The sequence below is a fragment of the Streptomyces sp. SD31 genome, from assembly GCF_052068475.1.
Lineage (GTDB): Bacteria > Actinomycetota > Actinomycetes > Streptomycetales > Streptomycetaceae > Streptomyces.
In genome coordinates this window covers 141,510-162,353 of record NZ_JBQHCX010000002.1, presented here as the reverse complement: position 1 = coordinate 162,353, position 20,844 = coordinate 141,510, and the positions used below count along the sequence as shown (strand labels likewise).

Sequence of the window (20,844 nt, the reverse complement as noted above, 5' to 3'; positions counted from 1 at the left end):
CCGACCTCAGCGTCCATAACCGAAGGACACCTCCCATGCGTCGCGCCTTGATCGTCGTAGATGTGCAGAACGACTTCTGCGAGGGAGGCAGCCTCGCGGTGCCCGGCGGTGCCGACGTGGCCGCCGCCGTCACCGAGCTGATCGGGCAGGCGGGCGGGTCCGGCTACCAGCACGTCGTGGCCACCCGCGACCACCACATCGCACCCGGCGGCCACTTCTCCACGAACCCCGACTTCGCCCACTCCTGGCCCGCGCACTGCGTCGCCGGCACCGAGGGCGTCGGCTTCCACCCGAACTTCGCCCCGGCCGTCGCCTCCGGCGCGGTCGACGCCGTGTTCGACAAGGGGGCGTACGCGGCGGCGTACAGCGGGTTCGAGGGGGCCGACGAGAACGGGGTGAGGCTGGCTGACTGGCTGCGGGCCAGGGAGGTCTCGGAGGTGGACGTGGTGGGGATCGCCACGGACCACTGCGTACGCGCTACCGCTTTGGATGCCGCGAGGGAGGGCTTCCGTACCCACGTGCTGTTGGATCTGACCGCGGGGGTGGCCACGGAGACCACCGAGCGGGCGCTGGAGGAGATGCGCGAGGCGGGGGTCGAGCTGTCCGGGAAGCCGGTCGTGGCCTAGCGCTCCGCCAAGCGCTCCGCGGGGGTGCCGTGATGGGTCGTTGGGCGGCTGCGGGCGCGTCGTGGCTGGTCGCGCCCACGCGGCGGTAGCCGCATATCGATACAGCCCCGCGCCCCTTTAGGGCGTTGCCGCCGGGCGTCTCAGCAGCGCCCTGATCGGGTGCCACAGTTCCTGGGCGAGTTCGGGACCGCCCGTGCCGACACCGTTGTCAGGTGCCGTACGCCATATCAGGCCGTCCGGGTGGTGCAGGACCGCAGTGATCTCGTCGGGGGTCGGTGGGGCGGCGTTGCCGCGCAGGTAGACGGCCCGCATGCCCAGGTTGCGGAGCCTGGTCAGGGCTCGGGCGCGGTTGTGGGCGTGGACGAGGACACGGACGCAGCCCGTGCCGTCGGCGGTGGGTCTGGGCAGGTTCAGCGCCACCACCACGCTGCCGGTCGGCAGCTTGCAGAAACCTCCTGCGGCCATGCGGTCACACCCCCGTGCGAGTCGGTGTCAATAAGAGAAGCACAGGGTGCACCTAAACACGATCGGCGGCAACCCGCCAGGGGGCTGCCGCCGATCATGCTCTGACCTGCGAAGATGCCGTTTACTTCACCGCAGCGCCGACCTCGACCGTGATCGTCGAGCCGTCCTTGGCCTCCTTGATGATCTTGATCTTGGTGTTGGTGTCAGTGATCTTGACGCCCGCGGTCGGGGTCGCGGCGTCGTAGTACGTGTGGGTGTGGTCATTGAAGACCGGCACCCCCGCACTCGACGGGATCTTCGTCGCGACGTCCGCGTTGTGCAGCGTCATGCCGTCCGTGCGGAACCGGCTGAACGGCGAGTCGTAGGACTGGATGCGGTTGCGCATCAGCGTGCCGTCGGACCACTTCAGCGCGGTCGGGTGGGAGTCGACCGGCAGGACCAGGCCGACACCGGGGTGCTGGCTGGTGTTGTTGTCCGCCTGGGAGGTGTCCCACTTCCAGATCAACAGGCCGTTCTGGTACGCGTAGTGCTCCACCCAGTCCGGACGGGTCTGCGAGAAGCCGTAGTTGTACGGGCCGGTCTTCAGGGTCTTGTCGTACGACACGTACTGACGGTTCTCGGCGATGTAGTACTGCGCGTAGTCGTCCGTGATGGACGCGCCGATGCGCTTGAAGCCCTTCGTCGCCCAAGCGCCGTCCGCGCTCTCGGCGTTGTCGGAGAACAGGGCCGTGCCGTCGGCGGTCACGGTGATCCGGTCGGCCGCGAAGCCCTTCTGGGCCACGCCGCCGTCGGTCTGGTAGCGGAAGCGCAGGTCGATCTTCTTGCCGGCGTAGGCGTCGAGCGGGAAGACCAGCTTCTTGTAGCCGTCCACGGTGCCGGTGAGCGCGGGCTTGCCGCTGGCGTCCTTCGGGAGAGCCGCACCATCGACCGTGCCGTCGACGGCGGTCCAGTTGGCGCCGCCGTCGGTGGAGACCTCGGTGTAGAGGTAGTCGTACTCGGCCTCGATGTCGTACCAGCCGTCGAGGGTCAGCGAGGCCGCCGACTTGCCCGTGAGGTCCACGGAACGGGTCAGCGTGTTGGCGAGGTTGTCGCCGCTGCCGCTCCACCACTGGTTCGCACCCTCGGCCGGGGCGACGATCTCGGTGGTGACCTTCTTCTTGGGCAGCTCGACCACGAGGGCCTGCTTGTGCCGGGTGTTGTACGCGGCGACGCCCAGCTTGTGCTCGGACACCGTCGCGGCCTTGGCCCGGTCGTAGTTCAGCCAGCCCAGCTGGAGCTTGTCCCAGGCGGTCATGTCGCCGGGCAGGTCACCGATCTCGCCCTTGCCCGTGCCGAGCCAGGAACCGGAGGACATCAGGGTCCAGAAGCCGGTGGAGTTCTCGCCGCCGGAGGTGTCGTAGTGGTCCGGCAGACCGAGGTCGTGACCGTACTCGTGGGCGAAGACGCCCAGGCCGCCGTTCTCCGGCTGGACGGTGTAGTCGCCGACCCAGATGCCGGTCGAGCCGATCTGCGCGCCGCCCAGCTTGTTGCCCGCGGGGCCGGTGGCACCCGTGTCGGTGCCGAAGGCGTACCAGCGGTGGGCCCAGATCGCGTCGGTGCCCTGCGCGCCGCCGCCCGAGGACTCGTCCTCACCGGCGTGCACGATCTGGAAGTGGTCGATGTAGCCGTCGGCCTCGTTGAAGTCGCCGTCGCCGTCGAAGTCGTAGCGGTCCCACTGGTCGAACTCCGCGACGTCCGCCTTGATCTCGGCATCGGTCCGCCCAGCTGCCTTCTGCTGGGCGACCCACGCGTTCAGGCCGTCGCTGACGACGTTCCAGACGCTGGAGCAGTTGGTCTGGCCGCAGGCGTTGTTGCCGTAACGGGCCTCGTTGTAGGGGACCTTGACCCAGTCGGACACCTCGCCCTCGATCGAGTAGCGGCCCGAGGACTGCTTCTCGTAGTACTTCTTCATCGACTCGGCGTTCTTGCCGGTGCCGAAGTAGAGGTCCTGGTAGTGCTTCTGGTTGTAGTCCGCCTGCCAGGCCGTCGAGTTGTCCTTGGCGCGGTCGGGCTCGGCTATCTGGTTGTGGGCCGGGCCGGGCGTGCCGCCGAACTCGCTGATCTGGTCGCCGAACTCGACCAGGATCGTGAATATCTTGTCGGTCTTCTCGCGGCCCAGCTCGACGTACTTGCTGTCGCCCTTCTTGCTCTTGAGCTCGACGACCTGCGAGCCGGCGCGCTCCTTCACCTTGGCCTTGCCGGATATGACCTGGTTCAGGGCTTCTTCGCGCTGAGCCTCCTGGGTCTTGGTCAGGGGGCCTTCCAGGTCGTGGTCGGCGTGAGTGTGCTCCGCCGGGTCGTGCCGCTCCACGGATGCCGCCGAGGTGTCTTCGCCGGCCTGCGCCACCGCGTAGGTCGAGCCCGTCGCCGCGGCCGCCGCGAGCGCGACGGCGGTTGCCGCCGCTCTGAACGTCCAGGGTCTGCTGGTCACTTGCTTCCTCCCCCGCGTCCGGGCGCACGGAGGGAAGGGTCCCGGTCATGGAGGTTCCGCGCGCACCTGATCAACGCGTGTAGTCAAGTGACGACATTTGACTAGAGGTTAAGGAGAAAAGACAGACCTTGACTTGCACACCTCAATTGCACTATGCGGAGCCGATGTTCATTTAACGGACAACGACTTTGGTCAACGGGCGCGTGCCCCCGTCCACTTGATGGACGACATGACTCCGTGCGCCCCCTGTGCACCGGCACTGTTGGTTAGGTCACGCTTACGGTTTGTTCCACTCGGGCATGCACGCGGTTAGAGTCGGATGGCGGAACGCCCGGACGTCGGCGGAAAGCCAGGCCGAGACCCCCGTGCACCCCTGATTCCGAGGACACGATGATCATGCCTCGTCCGACTGCCGCACAGCTCTCCTACGGCTCGTGCACCGTGATCTTCTCGACGCTCGCCATGCTGCTGCTGTCCCAGACGAGTTCGGGTGTGGGGATCGCGGTCATCGCCGTCTCGGCGCTCCTGCTCGGGCTGCTGGTCGCCATGACGGTGCCCATGCCGAAGAAGCCCCGCGTGGTGGCGGTGCGCAAGCCCGTCGGCGCGGAACGGGAACAGACCGAAGAACCGGTACTGACACGCCCCTGACGCGCCTCAGGTGTTCACTGACGCGCCTCAGGTGTTGGTGCTGACCACCACCGTCTTCGCCGCCTTGTCGTGCAGGCCCTGCTTGTAGGGCCGGTCGAAGAAGCTCCAGCCGCCGCAGATCGCGGTCCAGATACAGGCGCAGCAGAACGCGAACGGGATCCACAGCACCGCCGCCCGGATCAGCGCGGTCTGCACCAGCGGCGTGGCGCCGTTGTCGAGGTTGGCCACCCGCATGTTCAGCAGCTTCTTGCCGAGTGTCTGCCCCGTCCTGACGGTCATGAAGGTGTCGTAGCCGATGAAGAGCAGGGCGGCGACCAGCGACTGCACGAGGGACTTGCTGTACTCCACGTCGTCGGCGTCCACGTCGTACTCGGTGACGCCGAATCCCCAGGTGAGCAGCCAGACCACGACGCCCACCAGGATCATGTCGATGATGCGCGCGAGCGTGCGCTTGCCGCTGTCGGCGAGCGGCGGCATCCCGGCGAGCGGGTCGGTGGGGTGACCGCCGCCGCCGTACGGGTCCCCGCCATAGGGACCACCACCGTAGGGGCCGCCGCCGGAGGGGGGTGGCGGCTGGCCGCCGTACGGGGGCTGTTGGCCGTACGGCGAACCCGAGCCCCCGGACGGCGGGGGCTGCTTCCTGAACGGGTCGTCTTCCGGGGGCTGCTGACCGGAGCCGGGAGGCGGTTCACTGCTCATGGCCCGAGTCGACCGCGAACCTGCCGGCTTCGCATCCGGCGCGGGGCCGTCCGGAGTACGTAAATCGTCCGGGCCGATTGCCGTATGCGGTCAGCCCGCGACGAACGTACGCGCCGCCTTGTCGTGCCAGCACTGGTGCCACGGCCGGTCGAACAAGCACCACAGCACGCCGACGACGCCGATGCCGAGCAGGCCGGGGATGCTGTAGACGAGCCAGCGGCGCAGCGCGGGACCGAAGGTCGGGGGCTCGTGGGCCTCGATGTCCCGCACCTCCAGACCGAGCACCTTCTTGCCCAGCGTGCGGCCCCACTTCATGGTGGGCACGACCTCGTAGACGACGCCGAACAGGAGCAGGACGGCCAGGACGATGCCGAGGTACGTGGAGGTCGTGCCGTCCAGCAGCCAGACGGTCACCGTCTCGCCGGACAGCTTGGCCTCGTCGATCTTGTCGTTGACGTGGTCGAGCGCCTGGGTGCCGAGCGGTACGGCGGCCACCGCGGTGACGGCGGCCAGTACGACGGTGTCCAGCAGCCGCGCGGCCAGCCGCTTGCCGAGGCCGGCGGGGCGGGCGGCGGCCTGGCGCCTGGCGGCCGCCTGGAAGATGTCCTCGACCGGGGGCTTCCAGGGGGCGACCGGCTGGTCGTCGTCGGCCGGCCCCGCGAGCCGGTGCACCTGCTGCGCCCAGGAGGACTGGCCGCCGCCGACACCGGAGCTCATGGGCGGGGCGGACGCCGCGGCCGCGGACTGGGGACCGGCCTGCTGGGGAACGCTCGGGGCGGCCTGCTGCGGGCCGGAGAGGGCCGTGGGGGCGGCGCCGGGCGCCTGGGCGGCAGCCGCGGCCTGAGCGCCCGCCTGGGCCTGTCCCTGGGCCCCCGCGGCGCGCTCGGCGGCGGCCTTCCCGGCGCCGAAGCCGGGACCCTGCGGGGCGCCGGGCGCCGAGGGGTGGTGGGCATCCGGATGTGCGGCGCCCGAGCCGGCGGACGCGCCCGTGCTCCCGGACTGCGCCCCGGCCGCCCCGGCCTGCTGCCCCGTGCGCGGGGACAGCGCGCGGATGGCCATGGTGCCGTCGACGGGCGCGGAGCCGGCGGGGTTCGGGATATGGGGAGTGGCCTGCCCCGAGGCGCCGGAGGACGGCGCTCCCCCGGACTCCGCCACGGGCCTGCGGATCATGAACGTGTCACCGGAGGCGACACCCCTGGAACCCGCGTCCGGCTCGCCCGGCGGGACGGAGGCGACGCCGTCCGCCGCGCCCGGGTCCCTCGGGTCGGCGCCCTGCTGGGCACCCGCACCCCAGGAGACGCGGCGGTCCTGCTCGCCGCCGAAGCCGGACTGGTGGGCGGAGTCGGCGCCCCAGGCGGACGCCGGCTCGGGGCGACCGCCGTGCTGGGCGTCGGCCTGCGCGGGCTCCTGGGCCGGGTCCTCGTCGAAGAAGTGCGGGCCCGTCTCCTCGACCGAGGCGCCCGGGGCGGCCGCGGCCGAGGTGGGCTGGGCCGGGTTCGCGCCCGGTGGCGGGCTGAGCGGTTCGCCGTCGGTCGGGGCCGGACGGCTGGTGCCCGGCACCCAGGAGGCACCGTTCCAGTACCGGACATATCCAGGAATGGACGGGTCCGGGTAATACCCTTCGCGGGGCCTGTCGTCACCGGGGGCCGGGGTTGGGGCGCTCATGTCCGTCGTCCGGTATCTGCTCGAGGGTCTATTGGGGGCCTCCACATCTATCAGACCGGCGCAACAAGCACCGCCAGTCCCGTAGGACCCACACTTTTGAGAAGGCTTGTGCATACGTCGGCCGGGGGTCCGGGGGTGGCCCCCCGGGTCATGCGGCACATGTACGGAACCGGCCCGGGAACAGGCCGGAAAAAACTTCCGCGAACCCGCGTAATGATTCGGCCCTCTCCTCGCTCTCCACTCGTACGGGCCCGCCCACAGGACCCGCACGGGTCACGAGAGAGGACACCCACGCCATGCATCACGCCGTCGTAGAGCGCGAACTGGAGCTCAAGCTCATCCTGTCGCCCGAGCGCAGCATCCCCGTCCCGGCCCGGCTGAGCTACCACAGCGACGATCCGTACGCCGTCCACGTCACCTTCCACATCAACTCCGAGCAACCCGTGTACTGGACGTTCTCCCGCGATCTGCTGGTCGAGGGGGTGTTCCGGCCGTGCGGGCACGGGGATGTGCGGGTGTGGCCGACGAAGGTCGAGGGCCGCGGTGTCGTGCTCATGGGGCTGAGCTCGCCCGACGGGGACGCCCTACTGGAGGCGCCGGCGGCGCAGGTGTCGGCCTGGCTGGAGCGGACGCTCAGGGTGGTGCCGCCGGGGACCGAGGGCGAGCAGCTGGGGATCGACGACGCGCTCGATCAGCTGCTCGCCCGGTGAGCCGTACGGGCAGGAAGGTCGGGTCAGAACAGTTTGCCCGGGTTCAGGATGCCCAGCGGGTCGAAGACCTGTTTGATCCCGCGCTGCATCTCCACCCCCACCGGGCCGATCTCGCGCGCCAGCCACTCCTTCTTCAGGACGCCCACGCCATGCTCGCCGGTGATGGTGCCGCCGAGTTCCAGGCCGAGGGCCATGATCTCGTCGAAGGACTCGCGGGCGCGGCGGGACTCGTCGGGGTCGGCGGCGTCGAAGCACACGGTCGGGTGGGTGTTGCCGTCGCCGGCGTGCGCCACGACCCCGATGGTGAGCTGGTGCTTCTCGGCGATCCGCTCGACGCCCTCGATGAGGTCGCCGAGCCTGGATCGGGGCACGCACACGTCGTCGATCATCGTGACCCCCCGCACGGCCTCCAGCGCGGTGAGGGACAACCGCCTTGCCTGGAGGAGGAGTTCGGACTCGGCCGCGTCGTCCGCGGGGACCACCTGGGTGGCGCCGGCCGCCTCGCACAGCGCGCCGACGGCGGCGAGGTCGGGGCCGGGGTCCGGGGTGTCGAAGGCGGCCAGGAGGAGGGCCTCGGTCGTCTCCGGCAGTCCCATGTTCGCGATGTCGTTGACCGCTTTGACCGTCGTACGGTCCATCAGTTCCAGCAGTGACGGGACATGCCCGCCGGCCATGATCCGGCACACCGCGTCGCAGGCGGCGGCCGCGGACGCGAACTCGGCGGCGAGGACCAGCTGCTGCGGCGGCTGCGGCTTGAGCGCCAGGACGGCCCGTACGACGATGCCGAGCGAGCCCTCGGAGCCGACGAAGAGGCGGGTCAGGTCGTATCCCGCGACGCCCTTGGCCGTACGGCGGCCCGTGGACATCAGGCGTCCGTCGGCGAGGACGACGTCCAGGCCGAGGACGTACTCGGCCGTCACCCCGTACTTCACGCAGCACAGGCCGCCCGAGGCGGTGCCGATGTTGCCGCCGATCGTGCACATCTCCCAGCTGGAGGGGTCCGGCGGGTAGTACAGGCCGTGTTCGCCCACCGCGCGGGAGAGGGCGGCGTTGATGACGCCGGGCTCGACGACGGCGATCCGGTCGACCGGGTTGATCTCCAGGATGCGGTCCATCTTGGTCAGGGACAGCACGATGCAGCCGTCGGAGGCGTTGGCCCCGCCCGACAGGCCCGTGCGGGCGCCCTGCGGGACGACCGGGACGCGCAGCTCGGTGGCGGTGCGCATGACGTGCTGGACCTCTTCGACGGTGCGCGGCAGCACGACCACGGCGGGGGCGCCGGCCGGGCAGAAGCTGGCCATGTCGTTGGCGTAGGAGGCCGTGATGTCGGGGTCGGTGAGGACGGCCTCGGCAGGCAGACCCGCGAGCAGCCGCTCGGTGAGGTCACCCCGGGCCTGGTCGGGTGCGGCTTCGGTACGGCTCATGATCACAGCGTGGCACCCGGGGCCATCGGTGTGAACCCCGCATGCGGCAGCTGCCGCCGGACGGGTGTGGTCGTCGTATTGACGCAAGGTTTCACGCACAGTGATCGCCATGGAGAACAGCGCCACCGAGAACAGCGCCACGGAGAACGCCGCCACGGAGAGCACCACCTCGGAAAACGACGCCGCGAAGAACGAGAACGACGCCGCTGGGAAGGACCGGCCCGCGCCGGACCGCCCGCGCGTCCGGCGACGGGTGCTGATCGCCGCGGTGGCGGGGTGTGCCGTGCTCGGTGGCGTGCTGGCGCTGCTGCCGTGGGGGACGACCGGGACGCGGGAGCCCGCTCCACCGGCGCCGGGGGCGCAGGCGCTCACCGCGGTCACCACGGGCGTGCCGGCCGCGCTGCCCGATCTTGCGGTGCTGATCGACGAGCGCGAGGCCCGGGTGCGGACGCATCCCAAGGACGCGAAGTCGTGGGCGGTGCTGGGCGCGGCCTATGTGGAGCAGGGGCGGCGGACCGCGGAGCCGGTGAACTACCCGAAGGCCGAGAAGGCGCTGCGTACGTCGCTGAGGCTGCGGGCGAAGAACGCCGAGGCGCTGGACGGCATGGCGGCGCTGGCGAACGCGCGGCGGGACTTCCGGGCGGCGCTGACCTGGGGCGAGGCGGCGCTTCAGGTGGACCGGAAGCGATGGACGACGTATCCGCAGCTGATCGACGCGTACACGGGGCTGGGCGAGCACAAGGCGGCCAAGCGGACCCTTGACCGGCTGCTGAAGCTGCGCTCGGGGCCGGCGGTGCAGGCGCGGGCGGCGGCCGTCTACCGGGACCGGGGTCACCGTGAGGACGCGGCGGCGGCCCTGTCCGACGCGGCGGCGGCCGCCGAGGCACCGGCCGAGCGGGCGGCGTATCTCGAACGCACCGGTCAACTCGCCTGGGAGCGCGGCGACCTGGAGGTGGCGCTGCGGCACTTCCAGGAGGCGGTCCGCCTCGACCCCGACCAGCGGGCCGCGCTCGCCGGGCAGGGGCGGACGCTGGCGGCGCTGGGCCGCACGACGGAGGCGCTGAACGCCTACCGGGTGGCGCTCGCCAAGCAGCCGCGTCCCGAGTACGCCCTGGAACTGGGCGAGTTGTACGAGTCGCTGGGACTGGGGCAGGCGGCGGGGGTGCAGTACGACCTGCTGCGGGAGCGGGCGGCGCGGGCCGCGGCGGGCGGCGTGGACGAGGAACTGGTGCTGGGCCTCTTCGAGGCGGACCACGGCGCCGCGTCGTCCGCCGTACGGCGGCTGCGGACCGAGTGGCGGCGCCAGCCCGGTATCGCGGTGGCCGACGCGCTGGGGTGGGCGCTGCACCGGTCCGGAGAGCACAAGCAGGCCCTGAAGTTCGCCAGGATCGCGACCGACAAGGCGCGTGGGGGTGGGGTGCGCAGTGCGCTGTACGCCTATCACCGGGGGATGATCGAGCGGGAACTGGAGCTGACGGGGCCCGCGCGGCGGCATCTGCAGGAGGCGCTGCGGATCAATCCGCACTTCTCTCCGACCCGGGTGCCGCTGGCCGAGGCGGCGTTGGAGGAGTTGGGCGAGCCGTCGGTGGAGGACGTACCGGAGATGGACGCGAAGCCGCGGCGGGGGTGAGCCGGGCTACGACTCGCGCTTCTCCTTGACGAAGATCGAGAAGCGACGTGCCCCCAGCTTCCCGGAGGCGAACCCGAGGTACACCCGCGGATCCGACCCGCCGCGCACGGCGATGCCCTCCGGCTCGCGGTGCACGAGGCTGTACCCGGCCTCGGTGCGCTCCTGCTGGAGCAGTTCGCCGGTATGGACGTCGAGGCTGGACACATACGCGTTGCCCCGCCCCGCGACCGGGTTGCTCTTCGCGTCATAGGCCGTGCCCGCCAGCTGGTAGACGCAGTCGCGGTGGAGGGCGTAGCCCTGGAAGGGGATCTTCGGGTCGGGGTGGGCACCGGTCTGGGGGAAGTCCGCGACGGGGTTGTCGTAGTCGCGGGCGACGAAGGCGTCGAGGTCCCAGACGCGGTAGCGGGGCTCGCCCGCCGCGGTGCGGTAGCGGACGGCGATGCGCCTGGAGGCCATGCAGACCGAGGGCTGGTTGTTGACGGAGCCCGGTATGGGGTGGCGGATCTTGACGTCCGCGCCGGTGCGGACGGCCCCGGCCGCGAAGTGGAAGCGGGTGACGCCCTGCCCATAGCCGTTCTCGGCATCGGCCTCGGTCCAGATCCAGATCCTGCCGTCGGCGTCGTCGCGCTGCAGGCCCATGCTGACGCCGTGCCCGAAGCCCTTCAGGTACATGTGGCCCAGCCGGTTGCCCTTGTGGTCGAGCTTGTTCAGACACAGGTCGCCGGCCGCGTGGCCGGTGGCGGTGACCTGGAGGACGTACAAGTGCTTGCCGACCTCGTCGAAGGCGAACGACTGCAGCACCGTCGGCTCCTTGAGCGTGCCCTTCTGCCACAGCCAGCGGTGCGACGGTACGGCGAGGTCGATGCGGGTGGCCACTGAACTCCCCCAGGTCCTGTGGGTGCCCCCGTGGCACCCACAGGACATGAGAGCGTCAACCGCCGTTCATTGGTTGCATCTTCTACGAATTCACAGGCGTCCCACAGGCCTCAGAGGTTCCCGCGCTTGGCCTGCTCCCTCTCGATCGCCTCGAACAGCGCCTTGAAGTTGCCCTTGCCGAAGCCCATCGAGCCGTGCCGTTCGATGATCTCGAAGAAGACGGTCGGACGGTCCTGGACCGGCTTGGTGAAGATCTGCAGCAGATAGCCGTCCTCGTCGCGGTCCGCGAGGATCTTCAGCTCGCGCAGGGTCTCCACGGGCACGCGGGTGTCGCCGACCCACTCGCCGAGCGTGTCGTAGTACGAGTCGGGGGTGTCGAGGAACTGGACGCCGGCCGCGCGCATCGTCCGCACCGTCTGGACGATGTCGTTGGTGTTGAGGGCGATGTGCTGGACGCCCGCGCCGCCGTAGAACTCCAGGTACTCGTCGATCTGGGACTTCTTCTTGGCGATGGCGGGCTCGTTGATCGGGAACTTGACCTTGAGCGTGCCGTCGGCCACGACCTTCGACATCAGCGCGCTGTACTCGGTCGCGATGTCGTCGCCCACGAACTCCTTCATGTTCGTGAAGCCCATGACCTTGTTGTAGAAGCCGACCCATTCGTTCATCCGGCCGAGTTCGACGTTGCCGACGCAGTGGTCGATGGCCTGGAAGGTGCGCTGGGCGGGCGGTTCGACCATCGGCGCGGCGGCGACGAAACCGGGCAGGTACGGGCCCTCGTAGCCGGTGCGCTGGACGAGGGTGTGGCGGGTCTCGCCGTACGTGGCGATGGCGGCCAGGACGACCGTGCCGTGCTCGTCCTTCAGCTCGTACGGCTCGGCCACCGAGCGGGCGCCGTGCTCGAGCGCGTAGGCGTACGCGCGGCGGGCGTCCGGGACCTCGATGGCGAGGTCGATGACGCCGTCGCCGTGCTCGGCCACGTGCTGGGCGAGGAAGTGGCCCCAGGTGGTGGCGGGCTTGATGACGGAGGTGAGGACGAAACGGGCGGAGCCGTTCTCCAGCACGTAGCTCGCGGTCTCGCGGCTGCCGTTCTCCGGTCCGGAGTAGGCGACCAGCCGCATGCCGAAGGCGGTCGAGTAGTAGTGCGCCGCCTGCTTGGCGTTGCCCACGGCGAAGACGACCGCGTCCATTCCCTTGACCGGGAAGGGGTCGGCCTGCCGGGCGGTGTCGGGAGTGTGGTGTGTGGTCTGCGTCATAGGCGCAGCCTCACTCCGGTGCGGCAAGGTGCGCAATAGTTCGCGTATCTGCTGGGCAATATGACCAGTGCAGTGCCCGTTTCTGCGGGCTCTCTGTACAGGATGACCACCCCGATTAGGGAGACGAGGCGGGCTGCTGTGGCGATCGATCATCTGGACGGGCGGATCATCGTGCTGCTGGCGCGGGAGCCGCGGATCGGGGTGCTGGAGATGTCCCGGCGGCTGGGGGTGGCCCGCGGGACCGTGCAGGCACGGCTGGACCGGCTTCAGTCGAACGGAGTCATCCGCGGTTTCGGGCCCGAGGTGGATCCGGCCGCGCTCGGGTATCCGGTCACCGCCTTCGCCACGCTGCAGATCAGGCAGGGCCAAGGGGCCGACGTACGGGCCCACTTGACGACCGTGCCGGAGGTGCTGGAGCTGCACACGACCACCGGGAGCGGGGACATGATGTGCCGTCTCGTGGCGCGTTCCAACGCCGATCTCCAGCGTGTGATCGACCGGGTTGTCGGTTTCGATGGGATCGTCCGGGCCTCCACCGCGATCGTGATGGAGAACCCCGTTCCGCTGCGGATCATCCCGCTGGTGGAGCAGGCGGCCCAGGACCGGGAGAGCAGCTAGCCACGACCTGGTGGGGTGAGTCCGAGTGAGCTTCTGGGAGTACCTGGGCAACCGCCATCAGCAACTGCTCACCGACGCCTACCAACATGCGAGCGCCGTCTTCCAGTGCATGGTCGTGGCGACCCTGCTCGGGGTGCTGATCGGTGTGGCCACCTACCGCAGCGACCTGGCCGGCAACCTCGCCACGACGTCCACCTCGACCGTCCTGACCATTCCGTCGCTCGCCATGATCGGTCTGCTCATCCCGATCGTGGGGCTGGGCGTGGCGCCCACGGTGATCGCGCTGACGCTCTACGGGCTGCTGCCCATCGTGCGCAACGCGATCGTCGGGCTGCGCGGTGTCGATCCGTCGCTGGTGGACGCCGGCCGGGGCATCGGGATGTCCCGGCCGGCCCAGCTGCTGAGGGTGGAGCTGCCGCTGGCCTGGCCGCCGATCCTGACCGGGATTCGGGTCTCGACACAGATGCTGATGGGCATCGCGGCCATCGCGGCGTACGCCTCCGGCCCCGGCCTCGGCAATGTGATCTTCCGCGGCCTCGCCTCGCTGGGCAGCGCGAACGCACTCAACCAGGTGCTCGCGGGCACCCTCGGGATCATCGTCCTGGCGCTGCTGTTCGACGCCGCGTACGTCCTGCTCGGGCGGCTGACCATTCCCAGGGGGATCCGTGTCTGACGTTCCCAGGGGATCCGTGTCTGACGTGCCCAGGGGGATCCGTGTCTGAGACGTCCGCCGCAGCTACGACGGGTGCCACGATCGAGCTGGAGAACCTCAGCAAGCGATACCCGGGCAATCCCAACCCCGCCGTCGACAACGTCACCATGGAGATCAAGGCGGGCGAAACGGTCATCTTCGTCGGCCCGTCCGGTTGCGGTAAGTCCACGACGCTCAAAATGATCAACAGGCTGATCGAACCGACCGGCGGCCGGATCCGCATCAACGGCGAGGACGTCACCGACATCGACCCGGTGAAGCTGCGCCGCAAGGTCGGCTACGCGATCCAGTCCGCCGGTCTGTTCCCGCACATGACGGTCGCGCAGAACATCGGACTCGTGCCGAGGATGATCGGCTGGTCGAAGGCGCGGATCGCCTCGCGGGTCGAGGAGTTGCTCGACCTGGTCGGCCTGGACCCCGGGGAGTTCCACGGCCGTTATCCGCGTCAGCTCTCCGGCGGGCAGCAGCAACGCGTGGGCGTGGCACGGGCGTTGGCGGCCGATCCTCCCGTCCTGCTGATGGACGAACCGTTCGGCGCGGTCGACCCGATCACCCGTGATCATCTCCAGGACGAGTTGATCAGACTCCAGCACGAGCTGCACAAGACGATCGTCTTCGTCACGCACGACTTCGACGAGGCCATCAAGCTCGGTGACCGTATCGCCGTGCTGCGCGAACGGTCGCACATCGCTCAGTTCGACACCCCCGAGGCGATCCTCACCAACCCGGCGGACGACTTCGTGTCCGGGTTCGTGGGCGCCGGGGCGGCGCTGAAGCGGCTGAACCTGACCCGGGTACGGGATGTGGAGGTCACCGACTATCCGACGGTGACCGTCGACGACCCGCTCCAGGAGATCTTCAACCGGCTCCGGTCCAGCGGCACCAACGAGATCCTGCTCCTCGACAAACGGCGCCGGCCGTACAAGTGGCTGCGGCGGGGCGATCTGATGCGGGCCAAGGGTTCGCTGGCGCGGGCGGGGACGCTGGTGCACGACACGGTGACCCGGGACGCCACGTTGCGGGACGCCCTGGAGGCGGTCCTCATCGACAACGCGGGGCGGGTCGCGGTGACCGGGCGGCGCGGTGAGTACACCGGTGTCGTCGACATGGAGACGCTGATGAACTCCGTGCACGAGTTGCTGGAGGCCGACCGGCTGGAGGCGCTGGAGGCCCAGCACGAGCTGGAGGGAGCCCGGGCCGACCGGACCCACGCCGAGCAGGAGGGCAACGGAGGGGAGGCGAAGGCGTGACCGCTCCCGAGGCGCGCAAGACGGCCGGGGTTGAGGAGAGGGCCGGGGTTCCGGATGCGGCCGGGACTTCCGCGCGGACGCTTGCGGAGGAGGCGGAGGTGGTTGAGGAGGCTGCCTCCCCCGCAGGCGCGAAATCCCCGGTCCGGAAGGTGAGTTGGCAGAAGCTGACCGTCCTGCCCGCCCTGCTGGTGGCGATGCTGCTCGCGACCTGGCTGTGGTTCCAGCAGGCCGACCTGGACACGGTCTCCGAGAACGCGATCTCGGGCGGACAGGTCTCCAAGGCCCTGTGGCAGCACGTCGAACTCACGGTGATCTCCACCTTCTTCGTGCTGATCATCGCGATCCCGCTGGGGATCCTGCTCACCCGGCGGGCGTTCCGAAAGGCCACCCCGGTGGCCATGGCGTTCGCCAACATGGGCCAGGCGACCCCCGCGATCGGTCTCCTCGCCCTGCTGGTGATCTGGCTGGGCATCGGCCGCAGGGCGGCCCTGATCGGCATGATCGCCTACGCCGTCCTGCCGGTGCTCTCCAACACGATCGCCGGCCTGAAGGCGAACGACCCGACGCTGCTGGAGGCGGCGCGCGGCATCGGCATGTCGCCGACGGGGGTACTGACACGGGTGGAACTACCGCTGGCGGTCCCCCTCATCCTCGCGGGCGTGCGCACAGCCCTGGTCCTGAACGTCGGTACGGCGACCCTGGCGGTCTTCGGCGGGGGCGGAGGCCTGGGCGTACTGATCACGGCCGGCATCACCAACCAGCGCATGCCGGTACTGGTGCTGGGCTCGATCCTCACGGTCGCGCTGGCCCTACTGGTGGACTGGCTGGCATCTCTGGCCGAACTGTTCCTTCGGCCGCGGGGGTTGGGGACGTGAGGCGGCTTACGGGCTTGTCGGGGGCGGGGGTGCGAGCGGCGCGGGTGCCGGAGGCGGGACTGCGGGCAGCGGAACTGCGGGCGGCGGAACTGCCGGAGACGGGGCCGCGGGCAGCGGAACTGCCGGAGACGGGGCCGCGGGCAGCCACGTTGCTGGTGGCGGGGGCGCCGACGGCAAGGCTTCGGGCGGTGAGGCTACCGGCAGCGAGATTGCTGACGGCGAGGTTGCTGACGGCCGGGTTGCTGCTGGCGACCTCCGGCTGCGGACTGAGCAGCGGCTCCCCGCTGGTCGACGACGTACGGCCCGGCGTGATCGGACAGGGTGAGCCGCTGAAGGGCGCCGATCTGACGGTGACGTCGAAGTCCTTCACCGAGCAGCTCATCCTCGGGGCGATCATGGGCATCGCCTTCGAGGCGGCCGGTGCGGAGGTACTCGACCGCACCGGAATCCAGGGCTCCATCGGCAGCCGCGAGGCGGTCAGGAAGGGGGACGCGGACGCCGGGTACGAGTACACGGGCACGGCCTGGATCACGTACCTGGGCCGCAGCGAGCCCATTCCCGACCCGCGGGCGCAGTGGGAGGCGGTGCGCGAGGCCGACGCGGAGAACGGGGTGAGCTGGCTGGCCCCCTCCACGCTGAACAACACCTACGCCCTGGCGATGAACCAGGACAACCACAAGAAGTACGGCACGAACACACTCTCCGACGTCGCCGCGCTGTCGAAGTCCGACCCCGGCGCCGTGACGCTGTGCGTGGAGGTCGAGTTCGCCAACCGGGCGGACGGGCTGCCGGGCATGCAACGGGAGTACGGGATGAGCGTGCCGACGAAGAACATCACGCAGATGGACACCGGGATCATCTACACCCAGGCCGCGAAGGGGAGTTGCACCTACGGAGAGGTCTTCACCACGGACGGCCGCATCAAGTCGATGAACCTCGCGGTCATGGAGGACGACAAGAAGTTCTTCCCCAACTACAACGCCGCCCCGATGATCAACTCCAAGACCCTGAAGAAGTGGCCGGCGATCGCGGAGGTCCTCGACCCGATCACCAAGAAGCTGAACAACGCGGTGGCGCGGGAGCTGAACGCGAAGGTGGATGTGGATGGGGAGGACCCGCATCAGGTGGCATTGGACTGGATGAAGGAGGAGGGGTTCGTGAAGTAGCGGCTCCCGCCAAGCCGCCGCGGGAACGGGTAGCGCGAGCACCGCGACGCAGAGAGTCCCCGGACTAGCAGCCCGGCACCGACCCCTTCCCCGACTCCAACGCCTCCAGCGCCCCCACCGCCCCTTTCAGCGTGGTCACCGGAATCAGTCGCAGGCCCTTCGGGAGTTCTGCCTTCGCGTCGGAGCACTCGTCCTTCGGTACCAGGAAGACCGTCGCCCCGTCCCGCTTGGCCGCCTGGGTCTTCAGGGACACGCCGCCGACCGCGCCGACCTTGCCGTCGGCGTCGATGGTGCCCGTGCCGGCGATGGTGCGGCCGCCGGTGAGGTCGGCGCCGTTGAGCTTGTCGATGATCCCCAGGGTGAAGAGGAGGCCGGCGCTGGGGCCGCCCACGTCCGCGAGCTTCAGGGTGACCTTGATGTTCTTGTCGTTCAGATCCAGGTAGTTCAGCGCGGCCTCGGTCGCGGCGTCCTGGGACTCCTTCATCTGCGCGGTGTTGTACTTCTCGATCTCCCGGGTGCTCTTGCCGCTCGGATAGACCGAGTCGCGCGGCATGACCGCCCTGTCCGTGCGGAACCAGGCGTCGATCACGTCGCCCAGGCTCACGTCGGTGTCGGGCGAGGTCGCCACGATCGTCGTCATGCGCAGCTCGCCGCTCGTGTCACGGGTCGGCGCACCGGAGATCGTGATCACCGGGTCGCCCTTGTCCTCGCCCAGTACGTCCGTGGTCTGGCCGGGCTGCGCCACCGAGAACGGCAGCGGTGCGAAGGCGGCCGTGGCGAGCAGGGCCGCGACCGGCAGGGCGCAGACGGCGAGGGCCTGGGGGCGCGTGAGACGAGAGAACACGGGATCAATCTAACGTGGCGGCGCGTTCGGGCCGGTCGCAGGTCGGAGCTGCCCCTCACCGCCCACGTCAGTCGCCCCTCACTGCCCAGGTCGGCTGCCCACCACCGCCCAGGTCAGCCGACTCACGCCCGGTACAGGTCCCGCCGCTGCGTGGTGAAGCGCCGCAGCGCCTCCTGCAACGGCTGCACCCCGATGCCCGGCGACCTCGGCACCGGCAGATGGCCGTCGACCAGCACGAACGGCTCCGTGATGTCCTCGGCGAAGTAGCGGCTGGAGGCGGAGGTGTCGCCGGGGAGCGTGCAGCCGGGAAGGGCCGCCAGCGCCAGGTTCGGTGCGCGGCCGATGCCCGTCTCCAGCATCCCGCCGCACCACACCGGCACCCCGTGCGCGTACGCCACGTCATGCACCCGCCGCGCCTCCAGGTATCCCCCGACCCGCGCGGGCTTGACGTTCACGACCCGGCAGGCGTCCATCGCGATCGCGGACGCGGTGTCGCGGGCGTTGTGCAGGGACTCGTCGAGGCAGACGGGGGTCGTAAGGCGCTGCTGGAGGCGGGCGTGGGCGTACAGGTCGTTCTCCGCGAGCGGCTCCTCGATCAGCAGCAGCCCGAACGCGTCGAGGCGCCGCAGATGTTCGGCGTCCGCGAGCGTGTACGCCGTGTTGGCGTCGACCTGCAGCGGCAGCTCCGCCCCGAAGCGCTCGCGCACGGCCCGTACGGGCTCCAGGTCCCACCCGGGCTCGATCTTCAGCTTGATCCGGACGTACCCCTCGGCGAGATACCCCTCGACGGCGTCCAGCAGTTCCCCGGCACTCTCCTTGATCCCGACCGACACCCCGGCCGGCACCCGCTCCCGCACCGCCCCCAGATACGTCGCCAGCGGCATGCCGTACGACCGCAGCTCCGCGTCGAGGACCGCCGTCTCCAGCGCCGCCTTCGCCAGCTCGTGCCCCTTGATCTCCCCCATCGCCGGTGCGAGGTGGGCCGTACCGAGCACGGGGAGGGCGGCGACGCGCGGCAGCAGGAAGTCGCGCAGCACGATCTCCGCGCCGGCCACGAACTCCGAGCAGTACAGCGGCTCGGGATCGGCCGCGAACTCCGACCAGCCCTCGGCCGTGTCCGTGACGACGTGCAGCAGGAAGGTGTCCTTCGTCGTCATCGTGCCGAAGGAGGTACGGAAGGGGGTGACCAGCGGGATCGCCACATGGACGATCTCGACGCGCTCGAGTTTCACGCGGCGGCCTCCGGGCGGGTGAGCGTGTACCAGCCGTCCCGGGACATTCCCGTGGCGGTGAACCCTTCGGCGAAGGCCTTCGTGAACACCTCGCGGACGGCCCGCCGCCAGCGCAGCGCCAGCTCCGGATCGGCGGCCCGCAGCGCCACGATGTCGTCCGGTACGCGGCACCAGACGTACCGTTCGCCCAGGTCCCGGCGGGCGAGCGGTCCGCCGTCGGGGGCGGTGTGCGTGCCGGGTGCGGCCTCGCGATCGGCGGTGTCGCCGGGGTGGCCAGTGCCTCCGGTGCCGCCGGTGTCGTACGGCTGCCCCGGCCCGGTCAGGTCCCAGACCACCGTCAGCCGGTCGCTTTCGTCGCCGTCGTTCACGCCGTCCGCCATGGGGCCGTAGAAGTCGACCAGGTACTCGGTGCCCACGGCGCCCAGTTTGACGAAGTTGAACCGGGCGTTGCGCCCGACCAGCGGGTCGAAGGTCCAGCGCATGGTGCGCGCCCCGAGCCCCGCCGCCCAAGCCCGCTGTGCCTGCTTGACCCGCACCCCGAGCCCCTGGTCGGCGGCGGCGACCAGCGAGTACGCCTCCCTGGACGCAGGTTGCCCGAAGACCGCGACGGACGCCCCGGCCAACCGCACGCCGTCGTACGCGGCATGCACGGCCCCGCCCGCGTGGACAAGGCTGTGCAGCACCTCGGCCGGGTACGGCGGGGTGCTGCGGGGCGTCTGCCATACGTCGCTGAAGTAGTCGGCGACGGTGGAGAGCCCGGTGACGTCGTGGACGGTGCGCATGCTGACAGGGGTCATGTACCGAGTGTCGGAGGCGGTGACGGCCCTGCCTAGAGGGCCAGACGCAGACCGCCCCGGCACACGTCGGCGCAACGCCTCCGCCGCCGCCCGGCACCCGTCAGCGCAACGCCTCCGCCACCTCCCGCGCCGCGTCCATGACCCGCGGCCCCACCCGCTCCGGCACCGCGTCGGCCAGCATCACCACACCCACGCTGCCCTCGACGCCCGTGACCCCGAGCAACGGCGCAGCTGCCCCGCTCGCCCCGGCCTCCAACTCGCCGTGGGTGAGGGTGTATCCGGGTTCCTCCAGCGGCTGCTGCCGGGCGGCGAGTATGGCCCGGCCCGCGGCCCCCCGGTCCAAGGGGTGCCGGAAACCGGCCCGGTAGGCCACGTGATAGTCCGTCCACGTCGGCTCGACCACGGCGACGGCCAGCGCCTCCGTACCGTCCACCAGTGTCAGATGGGCCGTCGCCCCGATGTCCTCGGCCAGCGAGCGCAGCGCGGGCAGCGCGGCCTCCCGCACCAGCGGATGTACCTGCCGGCCCAGTCGCAGCACGCCCAGCCCGACCCGGGCGCGGCCGCCCAGGTCACGGCGCACGAGGGCGTGCTGTTCGAGCGTGGCGAGCAGCCGGTACACGACGGTCCGGTTCACGCCCAGTTTGTTGGATAGCTCGGTGACGGTCAGCCCGTGGTCCGTATCGGCCAGCAGCTTGAGGACACGCAGTCCTCGGTCGAGCGTCTGAGAGGTCTCCGCGGTCACGACGCCCACTCCTTAGTGGTGAGGTCGGCAGCCCCCTCGCGGCGGGTGCGTCACCGAGTCCCGTCAGTGACGCGCTTCAGAGGCCGCCGATCGGCCGGCGGCCCGGGCTGTCCCGGACCGCGTCGCTTCACGGCTGCGC

The 20,844-nt window shown here is 70.4% G+C and carries 20 protein-coding genes; 9 read left to right on the top strand and 11 right to left on the bottom strand.

The genetic code is table 11. From position 1 onward, the window contains the following. The first annotated feature begins 35 nt into the window (after window positions 1–35). Window positions 36–626: a nicotinamidase gene (locus ACTMVF_RS04635; protein ID WP_441269660.1), complete on the top strand. Its 591-nt coding sequence runs from the start codon at window positions 36–38 to the stop codon at window positions 624–626. A gap of 117 nt (window positions 627–743) precedes the next feature. Here ACTMVF_RS04635 and ACTMVF_RS04630 read toward each other — a convergent pair whose 3' ends face one another. After that, window positions 744–1,091: a hypothetical protein gene (locus ACTMVF_RS04630; protein ID WP_441269659.1), complete on the bottom strand. Its 348-nt coding sequence runs from the start codon at window positions 1,089–1,091 to the stop codon at window positions 744–746. 121 nt (window positions 1,092–1,212) lie between these two features. Beyond that, window positions 1,213–3,561 (bottom strand): immune inhibitor A domain-containing protein, encoded by a 2,349-nt coding sequence (locus ACTMVF_RS04625; RefSeq protein WP_441269658.1) that lies wholly within the window; start codon window positions 3,559–3,561, stop codon window positions 1,213–1,215. Between the two features lie 390 nt (window positions 3,562–3,951). On the opposite strand from ACTMVF_RS04625, the gene ACTMVF_RS04620 reads away from it, so the two are divergent. Next, window positions 3,952–4,209, top strand: a complete 258-nt coding sequence (locus tag ACTMVF_RS04620; RefSeq protein ID WP_441269657.1) for a hypothetical protein — start codon at window positions 3,952–3,954, stop codon at window positions 4,207–4,209. Between the two features lie 27 nt (window positions 4,210–4,236). On the opposite strand, the gene ACTMVF_RS04615 is transcribed toward ACTMVF_RS04620, so the two are convergent. After that, window positions 4,237–4,908, bottom strand: coding sequence for an RDD family protein (locus tag ACTMVF_RS04615; protein ID WP_441269656.1), 672 nt, complete (start codon window positions 4,906–4,908; stop codon window positions 4,237–4,239). Window positions 4,909–4,998: 90 nt separating this feature from the next. Beyond that, on the bottom strand, window positions 4,999–6,573 hold the full coding sequence (locus tag ACTMVF_RS04610; RefSeq protein WP_441269655.1) for an RDD family protein: 1,575 nt from the start codon (window positions 6,571–6,573) through the stop codon (window positions 4,999–5,001). Between the two features lie 296 nt (window positions 6,574–6,869). On the opposite strand from ACTMVF_RS04610, the gene ACTMVF_RS04605 reads away from it, so the two are divergent. Then, on the top strand, window positions 6,870–7,283 hold the full coding sequence (locus ACTMVF_RS04605; RefSeq protein ID WP_441269654.1) for an SsgA family sporulation/cell division regulator: 414 nt from the start codon (window positions 6,870–6,872) through the stop codon (window positions 7,281–7,283). Between the two features lie 23 nt (window positions 7,284–7,306). Here the strand turns inward: ACTMVF_RS04605 and ACTMVF_RS04600 are convergent, their stop codons facing one another. Next, on the bottom strand, window positions 7,307–8,713 hold the full coding sequence (locus ACTMVF_RS04600; protein WP_441269653.1) for an FAD-binding oxidoreductase: 1,407 nt from the start codon (window positions 8,711–8,713) through the stop codon (window positions 7,307–7,309). 103 nt (window positions 8,714–8,816) lie between these two features. On the opposite strand from ACTMVF_RS04600, the gene ACTMVF_RS04595 reads away from it, so the two are divergent. Further along, the gene (locus tag ACTMVF_RS04595) at window positions 8,817–10,337 is read left to right on the top strand and encodes a tetratricopeptide repeat protein (protein WP_441269652.1); all 1,521 of its coding nucleotides are present in this window, start codon (window positions 8,817–8,819) and stop codon (window positions 10,335–10,337) included. Between the two features lie 6 nt (window positions 10,338–10,343). On the opposite strand, the gene ACTMVF_RS04590 is transcribed toward ACTMVF_RS04595, so the two are convergent. Both ACTMVF_RS04590 and hppD read right to left on the bottom strand, forming a co-directional pair. Then, the gene (locus tag ACTMVF_RS04590) at window positions 10,344–11,213 is read right to left on the bottom strand and encodes a phage baseplate protein (RefSeq protein ID WP_441269651.1); all 870 of its coding nucleotides are present in this window, start codon (window positions 11,211–11,213) and stop codon (window positions 10,344–10,346) included. A 110-nt stretch (window positions 11,214–11,323) separates the two neighbouring features. Next, a complete protein-coding gene (gene hppD / locus ACTMVF_RS04585) occupies window positions 11,324–12,469 on the bottom strand; it encodes a 4-hydroxyphenylpyruvate dioxygenase (protein WP_441269650.1) in 1,146 nt (381 codons plus the stop codon). Between the two features lie 138 nt (window positions 12,470–12,607). On the opposite strand from hppD, the gene ACTMVF_RS04580 reads away from it, so the two are divergent. The 5 genes from ACTMVF_RS04580 to ACTMVF_RS04560 all read left to right on the top strand — a co-directional run bounded on the left by ACTMVF_RS04580 (window position 12,608) and on the right by ACTMVF_RS04560 (window position 17,090). Beyond that, window positions 12,608–13,087 (top strand): Lrp/AsnC family transcriptional regulator, encoded by a 480-nt coding sequence (locus ACTMVF_RS04580; RefSeq protein WP_441269649.1) that lies wholly within the window; start codon window positions 12,608–12,610, stop codon window positions 13,085–13,087. A 25-nt stretch (window positions 13,088–13,112) separates the two neighbouring features. Then, window positions 13,113–13,760, top strand: a complete 648-nt coding sequence (locus ACTMVF_RS04575; RefSeq protein WP_441269648.1) for an ABC transporter permease — start codon at window positions 13,113–13,115, stop codon at window positions 13,758–13,760. 41 nt (window positions 13,761–13,801) lie between these two features. After that, entirely contained in the window at window positions 13,802–15,049 is a 1,248-nt protein-coding gene (locus tag ACTMVF_RS04570) for a betaine/proline/choline family ABC transporter ATP-binding protein (RefSeq protein WP_441269647.1), read from the top strand. A gap of 98 nt (window positions 15,050–15,147) precedes the next feature. Then, on the top strand, window positions 15,148–15,924 hold the full coding sequence (locus tag ACTMVF_RS04565) for an ABC transporter permease (protein ID WP_441270128.1): 777 nt from the start codon (window positions 15,148–15,150) through the stop codon (window positions 15,922–15,924). Window positions 15,925–16,151: 227 nt separating this feature from the next. After that, window positions 16,152–17,090 carry a glycine betaine ABC transporter substrate-binding protein gene (locus ACTMVF_RS04560; RefSeq protein WP_441270127.1) on the top strand — a complete coding sequence of 313 codons (939 nt, stop codon included), beginning with the start codon at window positions 16,152–16,154 and terminating at the stop codon, window positions 17,088–17,090. A gap of 64 nt (window positions 17,091–17,154) precedes the next feature. Here ACTMVF_RS04560 and ACTMVF_RS04555 read toward each other — a convergent pair whose 3' ends face one another. The 4 genes from ACTMVF_RS04555 to ACTMVF_RS04540 all read right to left on the bottom strand — a co-directional run bounded on the left by ACTMVF_RS04555 (window position 17,155) and on the right by ACTMVF_RS04540 (window position 20,705). Then, window positions 17,155–17,934, bottom strand: coding sequence for a S16 family serine protease (locus tag ACTMVF_RS04555; protein WP_441269646.1), 780 nt, complete (start codon window positions 17,932–17,934; stop codon window positions 17,155–17,157). Between the two features lie 122 nt (window positions 17,935–18,056). Next, window positions 18,057–19,166: an o-succinylbenzoate synthase gene (gene menC / locus ACTMVF_RS04550; protein ID WP_441269645.1), complete on the bottom strand. Its 1,110-nt coding sequence runs from the start codon at window positions 19,164–19,166 to the stop codon at window positions 18,057–18,059. Beyond that, window positions 19,163–19,963 carry a chorismate synthase gene (locus tag ACTMVF_RS04545; protein ID WP_441269644.1) on the bottom strand — a complete coding sequence of 267 codons (801 nt, stop codon included), beginning with the start codon at window positions 19,961–19,963 and terminating at the stop codon, window positions 19,163–19,165. Before ACTMVF_RS04545 ends, menC begins: the two co-directional genes overlap by 4 nt. A 100-nt stretch (window positions 19,964–20,063) precedes the next feature. Further along, complete coding sequence (locus tag ACTMVF_RS04540; protein ID WP_062703418.1) at window positions 20,064–20,705, bottom strand: IclR family transcriptional regulator; 642 nt, start codon at window positions 20,703–20,705, stop codon at window positions 20,064–20,066. Between the last annotated feature and the right edge of the window lie 139 nt (window positions 20,706–20,844).